Source organism: Paenibacillus sp. RS8 (assembly GCF_041956825.1).
In the GTDB taxonomy this organism is placed as follows: Bacteria; Bacillota; Bacilli; order Paenibacillales; family Paenibacillaceae; genus Paenibacillus_AQ.
This window is the reverse complement of record NZ_CP168131.1, coordinates 5,486,190-5,501,318: the sequence shown is the minus strand read 5'-3', so window position 1 is coordinate 5,501,318 and position 15,129 is coordinate 5,486,190. Positions and strand designations below refer to the sequence as shown.

Annotated in this window: 12 protein-coding genes; 11 read left to right on the top strand and 1 reads right to left on the bottom strand. The window is 42.8% G+C overall.

Annotated elements, in window-relative coordinates; all coding sequences use genetic code 11:
• Positions 1-383: 383 nt before the first annotated feature.
• The 3 genes from zwf to ACDZ28_RS25975 all read left to right on the top strand — a co-directional run bounded on the left by zwf (position 384) and on the right by ACDZ28_RS25975 (position 3,699).
• Positions 384-1,919: a glucose-6-phosphate dehydrogenase gene (gene zwf / locus ACDZ28_RS25985; RefSeq protein WP_375103146.1), complete on the top strand. Its 1,536-nt coding sequence runs from the start codon at positions 384-386 to the stop codon at positions 1,917-1,919.
• Between the two features lie 72 nt (positions 1,920-1,991).
• Positions 1,992-2,885, top strand: coding sequence for a phosphogluconate dehydrogenase (NAD(+)-dependent, decarboxylating) (gnd, locus tag ACDZ28_RS25980; RefSeq protein WP_375103145.1), 894 nt, complete (start codon positions 1,992-1,994; stop codon positions 2,883-2,885).
• A 169-nt stretch (positions 2,886-3,054) separates the two neighbouring features.
• Complete coding sequence (locus tag ACDZ28_RS25975) at positions 3,055-3,699, top strand: class I SAM-dependent methyltransferase (RefSeq protein WP_375103144.1); 645 nt, start codon at positions 3,055-3,057, stop codon at positions 3,697-3,699.
• A gap of 85 nt (positions 3,700-3,784) precedes the next feature.
• Here ACDZ28_RS25975 and ACDZ28_RS25970 read toward each other — a convergent pair whose 3' ends face one another.
• Entirely contained in the window at positions 3,785-4,540 is a 756-nt protein-coding gene (locus ACDZ28_RS25970) for a DeoR/GlpR family DNA-binding transcription regulator (RefSeq protein WP_339286876.1), read from the bottom strand.
• Between the two features lie 355 nt (positions 4,541-4,895).
• Between ACDZ28_RS25970 and ACDZ28_RS25965 the strand changes: the two genes are divergently transcribed.
• The 8 genes from ACDZ28_RS25965 (at position 4,896) to ACDZ28_RS25930 (ending at position 15,127) form a co-directional block, all read left to right on the top strand.
• Positions 4,896-6,047, top strand: a complete 1,152-nt coding sequence (locus ACDZ28_RS25965; RefSeq protein ID WP_375103143.1) for an iron-containing alcohol dehydrogenase — start codon at positions 4,896-4,898, stop codon at positions 6,045-6,047.
• Between the two features lie 27 nt (positions 6,048-6,074).
• Positions 6,075-7,541 carry a rhamnulokinase gene (gene rhaB / locus ACDZ28_RS25960; protein ID WP_375103142.1) on the top strand — a complete coding sequence of 489 codons (1,467 nt, stop codon included), beginning with the start codon at positions 6,075-6,077 and terminating at the stop codon, positions 7,539-7,541.
• Between the two features lie 43 nt (positions 7,542-7,584).
• Positions 7,585-8,841 carry an L-rhamnose isomerase gene (rhaA, locus tag ACDZ28_RS25955; protein ID WP_375103141.1) on the top strand — a complete coding sequence of 419 codons (1,257 nt, stop codon included), beginning with the start codon at positions 7,585-7,587 and terminating at the stop codon, positions 8,839-8,841.
• A 47-nt stretch (positions 8,842-8,888) separates the two neighbouring features.
• Positions 8,889-9,734 (top strand): rhamnulose-1-phosphate aldolase, encoded by an 846-nt coding sequence (gene rhaD / locus ACDZ28_RS25950; RefSeq protein WP_042128469.1) that lies wholly within the window; start codon positions 8,889-8,891, stop codon positions 9,732-9,734.
• Between the two features lie 151 nt (positions 9,735-9,885).
• Positions 9,886-10,365 carry a hypothetical protein gene (locus ACDZ28_RS25945; protein WP_375103140.1) on the top strand — a complete coding sequence of 160 codons (480 nt, stop codon included), beginning with the start codon at positions 9,886-9,888 and terminating at the stop codon, positions 10,363-10,365.
• A 75-nt stretch (positions 10,366-10,440) separates the two neighbouring features.
• Positions 10,441-11,535, top strand: coding sequence for an NADH:flavin oxidoreductase (locus tag ACDZ28_RS25940; RefSeq protein WP_375103139.1), 1,095 nt, complete (start codon positions 10,441-10,443; stop codon positions 11,533-11,535).
• A gap of 235 nt (positions 11,536-11,770) precedes the next feature.
• Positions 11,771-13,210, top strand: coding sequence for an SWIM zinc finger family protein (locus tag ACDZ28_RS25935; RefSeq protein WP_375103138.1), 1,440 nt, complete (start codon positions 11,771-11,773; stop codon positions 13,208-13,210).
• Between the two features lie 39 nt (positions 13,211-13,249).
• Positions 13,250-15,127, top strand: a complete 1,878-nt coding sequence (locus ACDZ28_RS25930) for a HEAT repeat domain-containing protein (protein ID WP_375103137.1) — start codon at positions 13,250-13,252, stop codon at positions 15,125-15,127.
• Positions 15,128-15,129: the final 2 nt, after the last annotated feature.

The following is a 15,129-nucleotide window of genomic DNA, read 5'->3' as shown; positions in this document are numbered from 1 at the left end:
AAATACTTTAAGTTAGTTTGGAAATACGAGGGAGATTGAGTAAATGTAGCGACTGGAAATTTTATTCTTGTTACAAAGCGGCTGTGGTGATGGTTTTTGAAATTGTAAAGCGTGAGTTCAGATTCGCTAAAGCCGCGTTGGGCTTAAGATTTTCCTTTAATGAATGAGAATACCCGAGTAATTTAATACGAATAATCCAATAAGATTTTCTTTGTGACATAAATCATAATTACCATTTCTTAGCTTTGTGAAAATAATAACTTTTCGTAAATGTCAAAATGAGGTTGACGTATGAAAATATCAGTCGTATGATTGATTCTACTGAGTATGTTAGTAATTAAAAGTAAGTATATAAATAATATATAACAACAGGAGGAATGAAAGTGGAATCATCAACATTTGTGCTATTCGGCGCTACAGGAGATTTGGCAAAACGTAAAATCTATCCTGCACTATATAACCTCTTTTTAGATGGTCAAATTTCAGGTCCTCTTTACGTGATTGGATTAGGAAGAAGAGAAGTTTCAAACGAAGCCTTCCGTAAGCAAGTACTGCAATCCTTACAGACGTTTTCTAGACAACCAGCGGTTGATTCACCGCAATTGCAGGTGTTCTTGGAGGCTTTTGAATATAGCGTTCTAGATGTAGGGAATACAGAAGATTACTTGAAGCTGCTGGAGCATGTACAACGTCGTGAGCAGCTGTTCAATATTCCGGAGAACCGAATGTTCTATTTGTCAGTGGGTCCTGAGTTTTTCAAGGAAATCGCAGCTAATATTCACTCAAGTGGTCTGGGTTCTACGAAAGGCTGGAAACGTCTGATCATTGAGAAGCCTTTTGGTACAGATTTGAAATCAGCTAGAGAGCTGAATGATAGCTTGAATGCTGTATTTACTGAAGAAGAAATCTTCCGGATTGACCACTTCCTGGGTAAACCGATGGTTCAGAACTTGGAAGTCCTGAAGTATTCTAATCCAGTGCTAAGAGCGCTGTGGAAAAATAGATATATTGCGAATGTTCAAATTACGGCGAGTGAGACTGTCGGTGTTGAAGAACGGGCAGGCTATTATGATAAAGCTGGCGCACTTCGTGATATGTTCCAGAATCATATGCTGCAGTTGATGATGATGATGGCGATGCAGCTTCCTAAGGGCAGTACACCTGAAGAAATCCGCGGGAAGAAAATTTACGTCATGGAGCATCTCATTCCAATTAGCAAAGATGAGGTTAATAAACATGTTGTCCGTGGACAATATACAGAGGGTGAAATTAAAGGGAATGCTGTGGCAGGTTATTTGAATGAGCCGGGAATTAATCAATCCTCGCAAAATGAAACGTTTATCGCAGCGCGTCTATTTATAGATGATCCGCTCTGGAATGATGTACCCTTCTACGTTCGTACTGGGAAGAGAATGAAGGAGAAATCCACACGAATTGTTATTGAGTTTAAAGAACCGTTTAATGATAGTAATAACTTGAATAAAGGAAATGACGTACCGAATTTGCTGATTATCGAGATTGGACCGAATGAAGCCATTACGCTACAACTTAACACCAAAGATCAGCTGCAAAAAGGAAAGCTTGAGCCTGTCCGCGCTACTTATGAAGCGGGTACCTCTGATGTTCCGGAAGCCTACGAGAATCTAATCTTCGATGCGCTTCGTGGAGATGCTACCTTCTTTGCGCACTGGAGAGAAGTTGAACTGTCTTGGCAATGGGTTACACCTATCCAAGAGGCAATGGAAGAGGGGCTTATGCCACTTCACACATATGCTTCAGGTTCTTATGGTCCAGATGCGGCTATGGAACTATTAGGTGAAGATCGCTGGTGGTTCGATGAGGCAGCTGAGGAGTCAGAAGTACTCACAGCTCAGGCTGAAGTTGCAGCAACGCAGGAATCTATACGGCCAGGGGCGTAAGCCCCTGCCTGTTTTTTTTGAGAAAAATAGCTAATTTACATCACAAGAATCTATATATCGGAGGGGAATTATATGAAAGTAGGATTAGTTGGATTAGGAAAAATGGGCTTCAATTTGGGCCAGAATTTGCTGGATCATGGACATGAGGTTGTCGCATTTGATTTGAATGCACCTGCTGTGGAGGAAATGAAAGCTAAAGGTGCTAAAGGGGCAGTAACGCTTCCTGAGTTAGTACAACAATTGGAAACACCTAGGATTATTTGGATCATGGTTCCACATCAGGTTGTGGATTCAGTCATTGCTGAGATTACACCTTTGTTATCTAAAGGGGATATTGTCATTGAAGCGGGGAATTCGCATTATAAAGAGTCTATTCGCCGATATGAGCAATTGAAGGAATACGGAATCAGCTTTATGGATGCAGGTACATCCGGAGGGATGGAAGGAGCGCGTAACGGCGCTTGTTACATGGTTGGCGGAGATCCAGAAGCTTGGGAGGTTGTGGAGCCCATTTTCCGTGATACGGCTGTGGAAAGCGGCTTTTTATATGCCGGCAAGGCTGGTAGCGGCCATTTCCTAAAAATGGTGCATAACGGTATCGAATACGGCATGATGGCTGCCATCGGTGAAGGCTTTGAGGTGCTGGAGAAGAGTGAGTTTGATTACAACTTTGAGGAAGTTGCTCGGGTATGGAATCATGGCTCCGTCATCCGGTCTTGGCTGATGGAACTGGTTGAACGTGCGTTCTCGAAAGATGCTAAATTGGATGAAATCAAAGGGATTATGCACTCCTCCGGTGAAGGCAGATGGACGCTCGAAACTGCATTTGATCTGCAAGCAGCAACACCGGTCATCGCGATGGCGTTATTAATGCGCTACCGTTCGCTTGAGACCGATACCTTCACTGGTAAAGTAGTGGCTGCTCTTCGGAATGAATTTGGCGGACATGCCGTTGAAACGAAGTAACTAATGTTAATCATTAGCCCGAATTTTCTCGCAATTGATTTTGCGGTGAGATTTGGGCTTTTGTTTTGCGAAAATTAATAAATGGAGAGAATAGATCGAGTACGACTTTAATGTTAATAACATATTTTAGAATTAGATGGGGAATTTAATGATACAAGGGGGAATGAACATGCGAAGCGGAATTCATGAGAGACTTCATTTTCTGTATAAATTTCTGCATGCGCCCCGACAATTAGGAAGCGTTACTCCCAGTTCGCGCTGGCTGGCAAAAACGATGCTCAACGCCATTCCATGGCAACAGATGCGTAATATAGCTGAGCTGGGTGCGGGTACTGGAGCGATCACTAGGTTTATTCCAATCGGGGAAAAGATCGAGATGAACGTGCTTTTGTTTGAAAAGGATACGGATTTTCGTCAACAACTACGACTTGATTACCCTGACCGAATTTTCCATAATGATTGTTTGCGATTAAGGCTTGCGCTTCATAATAGCAGGTTGGAAAAGTTAGACTGCATTGTAAGCAGTTTGTCCTTTCGAAATTTCTCAGCCTCAGATCGGACGCTTTACATTGAACAAATTACATCCTCTTTAAAAGAGGACGGGTGGTTTATCACGTTTGAATATTTCCCTCAAATGAAGAAGGAATTAATGCAGCATTTTGAAATTGTGAGTGCTAAATGGGTGATGCTGAATTTCCCGCCGGCTCTTGTATATATTTGTAGAAAGAAGGCTTCTACACAAGTAAAACAGGTTGATCATACTAATTCTTCAAGAGATGTGATTTCAGTTTCCCAGGTTTATACAGAAAGATAAGGATGAGAATACGACAAATGCCGTTACCTATAGATAGCTAGGGAACGGCATTTTTAAATTAGGCTAAGTATGTTCTTACCCTCAGTTAATAGAGAACCTCAATATTTTCCTCGTTCAGACGTTTCAGCCAAGCTTCAGAAGGCTTACGATCCGTGATCAAAAAATCAATATGGCCAAGCTCAACCAGCTTTGTAAAAGCCGTCTTATCGAATTTGGTGTGATCCGCGAGGAGAACGACCTTATTGGCTTGCCGTAGCATGTACTTCTTGAGCTCGCACTCAGGTTCGTTGGAATCTGTGATCCCTCGCTCCATATCTATTCCTTTGCAACTGATCACCGCAGTATCCACATTGTATCTTTGAATGGTGTCATGGGCTACCGGTCCTACCAGTGATAACGAACGGTAACGAAGTGAACCGCCAGTAGAGATAATATCCATCCCTGAATTCGAGAACTCATGCAAAATATTAATGGAGTTTGTGATGATGGTTAGATTATTTTTGTTGCCGAGTAATTTTAGAAATTCAAAAGCTGTTGAGCTTGGATCTACCATAAGTGTATCTCCATCATTGATTAAGTCGAGCGCTTTCAGGGCAATCCCACGTTTAATATCTGTATTCAGCGCATTACGTGTCACAAAAGGTAAGTCCTCATTCGTATGACGATTCAGCATGGCACCGCCATAGGTACGACTAAGAATGCCATCCTTTTCAAGCTTCTCTAAATCTCTGCGAATCGTCTCTTCTGTGACCTCAAACATTTTGCTTAGATCGGAGACTAGTACTCGTTTATCCTGATGGACAAGATCGATTATTTTTTTACGTCTTTCGGCTGCAAGCATAGGAATCACCTTTCCAAAGCTATATTTAACAATCATAACGTTAAATATCTGTGTTTTGCAATAAAAACAACGTATATATATCTGTATTTGCCAAAAATATTCACAAAACAGATATAAAACAAACAAAAACAACATAAATAATATTTAATTTGTTGACAACAAAGATTTCTGAGCATACGATGAAAGAGGAAAAGAAATCCTTTAAGAGTAGTCGAGTTAGGGAGATTCCAGAGCCGGCCGGGTTACGATTCAGGGGCCAGCCAGAGGCGCTAAAGACGAAAAAATATACTCTAGCTTGCAGAGCAAGTGAATCACTTGGGTGTTGATGAATTCACATTAGGAGGCTGGTCATGAAATGAGCACACATGTGTTTTACGTTCCATCGATCAATATTATGGGCAAGGGATGCTTGCAGGAAATTAGTCCTTACATTCAAGAACTGAATTTGAAGAAGGCACTTGTAGTCACAGACAAATTCCTAATGAAGAGCGGCATTGCCGGTAAGTTGCTGGCAGTATTGGATGAAGCGGGGATTGAATATGCCATCTATGATGAAGTGAAACCAAATCCGACCTGTAATAATGTTCATAACGGGGTGGATTATCTCCAAGCACAGAATTGTGACTATCTGATCTCCATCGGCGGTGGTTCGCCACAGGATACGGCCAAGGCGATTGGGATTATTGCCACGAATGGCGGTCACATCAAAGAATATGAGGGCGTACACAAGTCGAAGCATAAGTCGTTGCCGATCGTTGCAGTTAATACTACCGCTGGCACTTCAGCAGAAGTAACGATTAACTATGTAATTACAGACGAAGAACGTAAAGTGAAGATGGTAATGGTAGATAAGAACAGCATTGCTACCATCTCAGTTAATGATCCTGAGCTTATGGTTGATAAACCCGCTGCGCTTACGGCAGCGACAGGAATGGACGCTCTGACTCATGCGATCGAAGCACTGGTAACACCGGGCGCTTATCCGGTAACGGATGCTACCGCACTTGCAGCTGTAGAGATTATTTTCGCTAACTTGGCCCGTACCGTGAAGAATGGCCATGATATTGAGGCTCGTGAGCAAATGGTGTATGCGATTTTCTTAGGCGGTCTTGCTTTCAATAATGCAGGTCTTGGATATGTACATGCGATGGCGCATCAGCTTGGCGGTGTATATGATCTGCCACATGGCGTATGTAACGCAATGTTGCTTCCTTATGTGGAAGAAGAGAATGCCAAATACGTACCCGAGAAATTCAGAGCTATTGCAAAAGCGATTGGATTAAACGTTGAGGATCAAACCGATAAGCAGTGCGCTGACTTTGTCATCGAGTCGATCAAAGCGTTGTCTACAGAAGTTGGAATTCCATCTAAACTATCCGAGCTTGGAGTGGAAGAGGTCGATCTTGATCTTTTAGCAGAGAACTCCATGAAGGATGCTTGTGCACCAGGTAATCCTTTTATTCCTACGAAAGAAGAAGTCATTGCACTTTTCAAAAAAATACTATAAATCATCCCTTACTATAGGAGATTCTTTATGAATAATCATATCGCCGTCGATATTGGTGCCTCTAGTGGGCGGCTAGTACGCGGAATACTTCAAGAGGGTGTTCTCACCTTAGTGGAAATTCATCGGTTTAGCAATCGTTTTACAGAACAGGAGGATTCCTGTTTCTGGGACATCGATTATTTATTCGAGCAGATCATTATAGGGCTTCAGAAAGCCAAGGCTCAAGGCATCACAGCGTGTACACTGGGTATAGATACTTGGGCTGTAGATTATGTACTTGTGGATGCAGAGGGAAACCGTGTTCAGGAAGTTTTCGCTTATCGTGATCGTAGAACCGATCTGGCTATGGATGAGGTGGAAAAGTATATTTCAGCACAAGCCATATATGAAAAGACTGGAATCCAGAAATTATCTATCAATACGTTGTACCAGCTTTATGTTCATAGTAAAGAAGAATTAGCTGAGGCAGATCAAATTCTACTCGTGCCTGATTATCTGTATTACAGACTCACCGGTCGCAAAATCAATGAGGTTACTAACGCATCTACAACACAGCTGTTGAATCTGGACAGTCGAGATTTCGACGACGATCTGTTGAAATTTCTAAATATTAAGAGAGAACAGTTTGCTACATTGACTGAACCGGGAGCGGTTCTTGGTCCTCTCGACGAAGCTCTAGTACAGACTTATGATCTTCCGGATTGCCAACTGATCTGTGTAGCCACACATGATACAGCATCTGCAGTGCTGGGTGCGCCTCTCCAAAAGGACTTCGCGTATATTAGCAGCGGTACATGGTCTTTACTGGGAGTAGAACGAACTCTGCCTCTTAATTCTATGAAGGCCATGGAGGCTAACTACACCAATGAATGGGGCGCCTACGGCTCTTACCGTTTCCTCAAAAATATTATGGGCCTTTGGCTCATCCAAGAGGTTCGCAGGCTGATGGACGGACGTTACAGCTTTGCGGAGCTAGCAGAACTTGCACAAGGAGAGGAAGGCTTCCAAAGCCTGATCTCTTGTAATGATCCAAGATTTCTCAATCCGGTAAATATGATAGATGAAATCCGTAGTGCTTGCTCAGAGAGTGGGCAGCGAGTTCCAGAAACACCGGGCCAGTTGGCCCGCTGCATTTTTGATAGCTTAGCATTATCGTACTTTACTTCCTTGGAAGGATTAGAAGAGCTGATAGAAAGCCGTATCGAGGTTCTGCAGATTGTTGGGGGAGGTGCTAACAACAGTCTGTTATGCCAACTGACTGCTGATGTTATAGGCAGAGAAGTGAAGGCTGGCCCAACGGAATCCACAGCGCTTGGAAATATAGTGGTGCAGATGATTAGCACGGGAAGCATTTCGGATATTCATGAAGCAAGAGAAATTATCGGTCAATCCTTTGAGATAAAGTCGTATACACCGCGCCCGACCGCTCATCTTGAAGACATTCTAAGTCGGTGGAAAGAGCTTCAGTTGTCCACAATACAATATCAAATCTAATTAAATTAAACATACGTTATATGATTTTAGGAGGAACTACAGCATGGACCAGAGTATTATCACTAGTTATAACGAAGCCAAAAAACTATACGCAGCCCACGGTATTGATGTGGAGAAAGTGCTGGAGCAGCTCGCGCAAATTAAGATTTCCATACATTGCTGGCAGGGCGATGATGTACAAGGGTTTCTTTTTAAAGATAAAGAACTAGGCGGGGGAATAGCGGTAACGGGTAGTTATCCCGGCCGTGCTGGCACGCCAGATCAACTTCGTCAAGATTTAGAGAAGGCATTAACTCTTATTCCTGGCAAGCACAAAGTGAATTTACACGCTATCTATGCGGATACAGATGAAGAAGTGGACCTGGACGAATTAGAACCACGCCACTTTCAATCTTGGGTAGACTGGGCGAAGGAGCAGGGGCTGGGTCTTGATTTTAATCCTACTTGTTTCTCGCATCCGAAAGCAGCAGATGGTTTTACGCTTAGTCATTGGGATGAGGAGATTCGTAACTTCTGGATTAAGCATTGTAAGGCTTCTCGCACGATTGCTGAGCATTTTGGTAAGGAACTGGGTCAACCTTGCGTGACTAACTTTTGGGTACCAGACGGATATAAAGATACACCAGTCGATCGTTTAGCTCCGAGAGTGCGTTTAAAGGAATCGCTGGATGAGATTTTTAGTGAGGAAATAGATCCTCTTTATAATATCGATGCTTTAGAAAGTAAATTGTTCGGAATTGGATCTGAGAGTTATGTAGTTGGATCACATGAGTTCTATATGGGCTATGGATTAACTCGCGGCAAAACCATTTGTCTGGATGCCGGGCATTTCCATCCTACAGAGATGATCTCGAATAAGCTATCGTCGATTCTTATGTTTAGTGAGCAGTTGCTGCTACATGTTAGTAGACCTGTTCGTTGGGATAGTGACCACGTTGTAACGATGGATGACGAGTTGATGGAGATCGCCCGTGAGTTGGTACGAGGAGATTTACTCTCCCGAACGAATATAGGATTGGATTTCTTTGATGGGAGCATTAATCATATCGCTGCTTGGGTGATTGGAACACGCAATACTATTAAGGCATTACTTCGCGCTATGCTCGAACCTGTGGAAGAACTGAAGCGAATCGAGTTGTCTGGTGATTACACTTCACGACTAGCTTTGGTGGAAGAATTCAAATCGTATCCGTTTGGAGCCGTGTGGGATTACTATTGTGCTTCCCAAGATACACCCGTTCGGGAGCAATGGCTGGCTGAAGTGAAAAGTTATGAACAGGAAGTTCTGTTAACAAGATAGAGCGTTAGAGTGGATATGAGAGCAACATATACAAAGGAGAGATTGACATGAGTACATCCGTATTAGAATCCAAAGGATATATCGCAAGCAGTGAGGCTCCGTTTATTCAGGAGATGTCAGAGATTACTCGTCATATGTGGGAGCTAGGCTGGGATGAGCTAAATGGTGGTAATGTCAGCTATCTGCTAGATGAGAATGAGGTTGCAAAATATATTAACGTGCTGGAGCCGCTTCGCACCATTAAGCTTACTTTTCCTGTAAAGGAATTAGCGGGCAAATACTTCATCGTGACGGGGTCAGGCAAATATTTCAGAAATGTGATCAAAGACCCGGAAGCGAATCTTGGTGTGCTTCGTGTTAGCGCTAATGGGGAAAGCGTAGAAGTGTTATGGGGATTACGGAACGGAGCTGTACCTACTAGTGAATTGGCATCTCATTTCATGAGTCATATTGAACGACTAAAGGTGGACCCTACACATCGCATCGTATTGCACACACATGCTACGAATGTTATCGCAATGACTTTCACCCATGATCTGGACGAATTAAAGTTTACAAAGACGCTGTGGGAAATGTGTACAGAGTGCCTTGTTGTTTTCCCTGATGGCGTCAGTGTTATTCCGTGGATCGTTCCTGGAAGCAGTGAAATCGGCCGCGAAACCGCTAAGAAAATGAAGGATCACCGCTTAGTGATCTGGCCGCAGCACGGGATTTTCGGCACTGGCTCCACTATGGATGCTACCTTCGGGCTTGTGGAGACTGTTGAAAAGGCCGCAACGATCTACAACCTGATTGGCGGCAGAGAAATTAAACAAAAGATCACGGATCAACAGCTGTGGGATTTAGCTAAGGCGTTCGGAGTAACACCTAAAGCTGGTATTCTTGAGGTTTAAGTATTTCATAGATATAAGAACCGGGCATTCGCAGATTTTGCGAGGTCCGGTTTTTTTTATGATTCTTTCTTTAAATTACGCATTGAATTTATGAACAGAATTTAGTAGCGTTAATCGTACAAATTGTCACAGGGTTTTATAAGGAGATCATATGAACAAAGTTCTTATCATTGGTATTGTAGCTAGTGGTAAAACCACATTGGCAAAGCGATTATCTAACCAAATAAATATTCCTTGGTATGAATTGGATGCCATTGTTCATCATCAGACATCGGAAGGAAGGAGAAAACGCTCACCAGAAGAACAGGTTGCGGTGATTATGGAGATTGATCAGGATGGAGCTTGGATTTTTGAAGGCACGGATCGGGAATCCTATCAATGTCTATATGAAATGGCAGATACAATAATTTTTCTTGATACACCGTTGTGGAAGCGTAAAATTAGAATTTTCGTTCGGTTTCTTAAGCAGAAAATGGGCATTGAGAAGTGTCATTATAAATCGGATATTAGGATGTTAAAAAAGATGTATCAATGGACACAGGATTTTGAAAATAATCGATATGAGTTTGAAGCGAAGTTGCTGTTACATCAGAACAAAGTTATCAGATTATACGAAAATAAGGAACTTTAAAATTTGTGTTTTCCATCTTTTGGGTACATAATTAAACTTACTTTAAGTAATCAATTTATCAAATGGAGGTAATTTATGAATACTGAACTTTTATTCACATCTTTGCAAGTGGGGAATCTTTCATTAGCGAACCGAATCGTCATGGCACCAATGACACGCGTGTACTCACCGGATGGTGTACCGGGAAGTAATATTGCGGCATATTACCGCAGACGGGCAGAGGGTGGAGTAGGATTGATCGTTACCGAGGGTACAGCCATTAATCATCCTTCGGCAGTCAGCCACGCCAATATTCCCAATCTATATGAAGAAGCGGCGTTAGAGGGCTGGAAGCAGGTTGTAGAAGAGGTTCATGCAGCTGGAGGTAAGATCATTCCCCAATTATGGCATGTGGGAATGACACGTACGAAAGGGGAAGGACCAAATGTTGAAGCCCTTCCTGTAGGTCCTTCAGGTCTGGATTTAGCAGGAGAACCTGTAACAGAGCCACTGACTACTGCTGAAGTAGAAAGCTTAGTCTCAGCATTCGCACAAGCGGCTACGAACGCCAAAAAAGTGGGTTTTGACGGGATCGAGATTCACGGCGCCCATGGTTATCTGATTGACCAGTTCTTCTGGGAAAGAACTAACAAACGGACGGATCGTTACGGTGGCGATTTGGTAGGCAGAACTACATTTGCTGTAGAGATTATTGAAGCGTGCCGTAAAGCGGTTGGACCAGATTTTCCGATCGTGCTACGCTTCTCTCAATGGAAATTGGGCGCATATGATGAGAAGCTGGCAAAGAATGCAGATGAGCTTGAAAGCTTCTTAACACCGCTAAGTAACGCAGGTGTAGATATCTTTCATTGCTCCACTCGACGCTTCAGCCAACCTGAATTTGAAGGATCTGAGCTTAATCTTGCTGGCTGGACTAAGAAGATCACAGGAAAACCGTGTATTACGGTGGGTTCTATCGGTCTTCATAGTGATTTTTTCGCAGAAGACAAAGCTCAGCAGTCTGAAGATAATATAGAAGAACTGCTGGAAAGAATGGAACGTGAGGAGTTTGATTTGGTTGCTGTTGGTAGGGCGCTGATAAGCGATCCAGCTTGGCCTGCCAAAGTTCAAAGCGGTGCTATAGATGAGATCATACCATTTACGGCGGAATCGACAAAAACTTTATTATAAAGTTAGAAATTTAACATTGGTTTCCTTGTATGGTTAGTGGAGAAAGGCCGCCCTTTTGATAAAATCACTAGAGTCACACAAACATTGCAAAAGAGGCGGCCTAATAATAAAATATAATCGTTTTAAAGGTTCGGAATAATGCTTGTTATGTACAGCCCTTTTTATAGAATAATTTTCATTAAGGCTTAATATGATCATAGATATTAAAAAGCATTATAGGTTAGGAGGATATAGGTTGATAGATATCACAGAAGTCTTCATTGATACTCTAGCACCTAACAGTGCTGCGATTAAGAACGGGCAAGGGCTAGTTAAGAAGAAACGATTCGTCCAATTGAATCAGTCGGAAGACGGAGTGGTTCTGTTTGGAGAATGTGGAGGCAGCGGTAGCAGCAACTATTTTCCATCTGCTGATTTTGTTGTTTCTGACAAACCGGTAATGCGCTGTACTTGTCCAAGTAGGCAGATCCCATGTAAGCATGTTCTCGGATTGCTGTATGCCTATGTAGGCAAGGAGATCTTCGTATCTGCAATGATTCCTGAGGAGCTTGCCGCTAAACGGGAGAAGATGAGTAAGCGTGAGGAACGTAAGTCTGAACTTGTTGCAGAAGGAGCTACTCCTAAGCCTAAGAAAGTGAATAAGTCCGCACTCAAGAAGAAGATTGGAGCTCAACTGGAGGGCTTAGCTGTACTTGAGAAACTGACTCTATCGCTTATACGCGCAGGTCTCGGAACTCTAGACACTAAACGTGTTAAAGAAATTCAGGAGCATGTGAAGATGATGGGCAACTTTTACTTAACCGGAGCACAGATTGAGTTAAGACGATTAGCCTTATTACTATCCTCTCCTGACAACCGTGAGAAGACCTATACATTAGCTATTGAGCAACTAACAAGAATTCATGCGTTTATCAAGAAAGGTCGCGCACATCTAACGATGAAGCTTGAGGACACGGATATGGCTTTGAATTATGACTCTACGATAGAAGAATGGCTTGGACATGCTTGGCAGTTAACGGAGCTTAAGGAATTCGGTCTAATGAGTCAGGATGCGGAGTTGATCCAGCTTTCATTTGTCAGCTATGATGATGCAGCCAGACAGGAATATGTTGACTTAGGCTTTTGGATAGAAAAGTCAACGGGTGATATACATCGTACCCTCCAATATCGTCCTTATAAAGCAGCTAAGTATATTCATGAAGAGGATAGTTTTACCGAAGTTGCAGTCATTCCTTTCTTATATTATTACCCTGGTGACCGTAATCGACGGGTCCGATTTGAGAATATGTCAACGCGCCCGTTAAGCAATCAGGATTTGGAATGGATTGCCGCTACCGCATCTCGTTCTTATTCTGAAAGCTTCAAACAAATTAAGAATCAGTTAAAGAATCCGCTAGCAGACAAGAACCCAGTGTTGTTGCTACATGTGAATAAAATAAGTAAGTCTCAGCAAGATCAGTTCGTTATTACGGACGTAGCGGGTCAGCATCTAGTGTTAGATCAAGTAGCAGCACTCGATCAGGACACACTGCCGCTGCTTCAATACTTTGGATCTGATCAATTATCGGACACGACGATGTTACTTATGTTTGAACACCAACTGGATACAGGACGATTGAAAGCGCAGCCTTTAACACTTATCAAAGGGAAGGAAATGATTCGACTCTTATATTAAAAAATAGGGTTAGCGCTATACATAATGGGGGGAATGTCCATGAGTACAGCATTACTACAAGAGCTTCATCAAGAAGTAAAGCGGCTTTATATCGCTGGAAGTGAGCTCGCTGCTGAGGATTTCCGCTTAAAGCGGCTATTGCCACAGTTTCAACAGTTAGGCGAACGTGCTCCCATATTCAAAAGATTAGGTGAGGGAATCGCTTTGGTCATTGCATCGCAACCTTCCGAAGGATCTTCATCGGCTCAGCAGCTGCAAGACCTAAGTGTGCTACTCAGCTCGGTGCTGCATACTCAGGGAGTAACTTCTCCTGACGGCGAATTGTTGGAAGTACAAGTTCATCCATTAAGATTACCTACCCAGTTCTCATATCGCAAGTTGTCAGCCGTACAGTTGGCACTAAGTACTCGTGGCGGAGGACGATATGAGATTATAAAGGAAGCTTATGAGGCTGGACTATTTCAAGATCTCCGCATGATTCATCCCGCGATAGCAGCTCTCCAAGATCCATATGTTGAGATTGCAGAGCTTGTGATGAAGCAGATACTGCCAGCCTATGGACCTCGGATTATTCCCATCCTCAGGGATCAATTTGATCTAACAGGAGGAATAGTAGAGACGAGAAAGCTGTACGTAATTGCTACATTAGGTGGTGATAGCGTTCAGGATCTGGTCTATCAAGCTGCAGATTCAGGATCAGAGGATGTTCGAGCCATGGCTATTTCTCTGCTTGCGGGCAAGGAACGATATGAAGAAGATTTGCTAGCTTGGAGTAAAGATAAGAAGAAAAAGATTCGTGAAGCTGCCTTTAATGCGCTGGCTAAGAGTGACTCGGCGAGTGTGCTGAATCGGCTATATGAGGCATTTACCGGAAAAGATAGTGAACTGGTCGTCCCTGCACTGAGGCAGTGTCAAGCCCAAGAGCTCACGAACCGACTTGTTGAAGAGGTCTCAGATATGCTTCAAACTGTCCCGGAAATGAAGGACGATAAGAAAAAAATAGATGGATTATGGAACAGAGTAGTCCATTATATTAGGGTACTATCTTATAAACATAGTCCTGAACTAGAAAAATTATATTTAAATATACTTGAGCAGTATCCATTATATATGAACCAGTTGAGCTGGAATGCATTGATCGAAGAGGCGACCTCCTATTTAAGACAGATTGACTCTGAGGAAGCTAAAGGTGCATTACAACGAACACTTGAGCGGAATCTTATCTACTTTAAAAACAACAGACGATACGTAAATGATGTTTTCAAAGACGCTTATCTCTTGTTTCCGCCGGAACGAGTGTATGAACAATACGTTGATGTTTTAAGGCATTATGCGCCATCTTCAACTAACCATGCTTCTTCTATGGCGCAGCAATTGCTGCGCACAATATCTGAAATTGCAGTTCAGCGATATCATGGAACCTATGATGCAGTTTGGAATTCACCCGCAGACCAGATTCAATATATGTATAAAATCGAAATGCAGTCGTCTGAGGTACTAGCTATTCAATGGGATTCACGCTGGCTTGATGTTTTTATAGAGCTGGATCAATACGAGCTGGTAAGTGCCTTTGCACGGCCGGGACATCCTAAAGCAATGCAGTATTTGCTTCGTAAATTGACTGATAATCCTGAATTTCGCCATCGGTTTGCCAATATTCTCTTGATGGGTTTAGAGCGTTCGGGGATAAGTAAACAACGCCTGCAAGAGGCTCTCCTAGTAGCTTTGGAAGATGACAGAAATACAGAATGTCGATTAATTGAACCGTATACGTTTGAGCAGCTATGTCAGCTTCCAGTAAGTTTTGCGAGTCGAATAATAACTGTTCTACCTCGATTCAGTGAGGCTGCAGAAGACCAACTTGAGTATGTCATTCGCCTCATGCAAGGACCATCAAACCCAATAGAAGAGGTGTAGCT

Bases quoted from the DNA above. Each gene is read 5' to 3' on its own strand.
- gnd (WP_375103145.1), top strand. From the start codon at position 1,992: ATGAAAGTAGGATTAGTTGGATTAGGAAAAATGGGCTTCAATTTGGGC.
- ACDZ28_RS25975 (WP_375103144.1), top strand. From the start codon at position 3,055: ATGCGAAGCGGAATTCATGAGAGACTTCATTTTCTGTATAAATTTCTG.
- ACDZ28_RS25970 (WP_339286876.1), bottom strand. From the start codon at position 4,540: ATGCTTGCAGCCGAAAGACGTAAAAAAATAATCGATCTTGTCCATCAG.
- ACDZ28_RS25965 (WP_375103143.1), top strand. From the start codon at position 4,896: ATGAGCACACATGTGTTTTACGTTCCATCGATCAATATTATGGGCAAG.
- rhaB (WP_375103142.1), top strand. From the start codon at position 6,075: ATGAATAATCATATCGCCGTCGATATTGGTGCCTCTAGTGGGCGGCTA.
- rhaA (WP_375103141.1), top strand. From the start codon at position 7,585: ATGGACCAGAGTATTATCACTAGTTATAACGAAGCCAAAAAACTATAC.
- rhaD (WP_042128469.1), top strand. From the start codon at position 8,889: ATGAGTACATCCGTATTAGAATCCAAAGGATATATCGCAAGCAGTGAG.
- ACDZ28_RS25945 (WP_375103140.1), top strand. From the start codon at position 9,886: ATGAACAAAGTTCTTATCATTGGTATTGTAGCTAGTGGTAAAACCACA.
- ACDZ28_RS25940 (WP_375103139.1), top strand. From the start codon at position 10,441: ATGAATACTGAACTTTTATTCACATCTTTGCAAGTGGGGAATCTTTCA.
- ACDZ28_RS25930 (WP_375103137.1), top strand. From the start codon at position 13,250: ATGAGTACAGCATTACTACAAGAGCTTCATCAAGAAGTAAAGCGGCTT.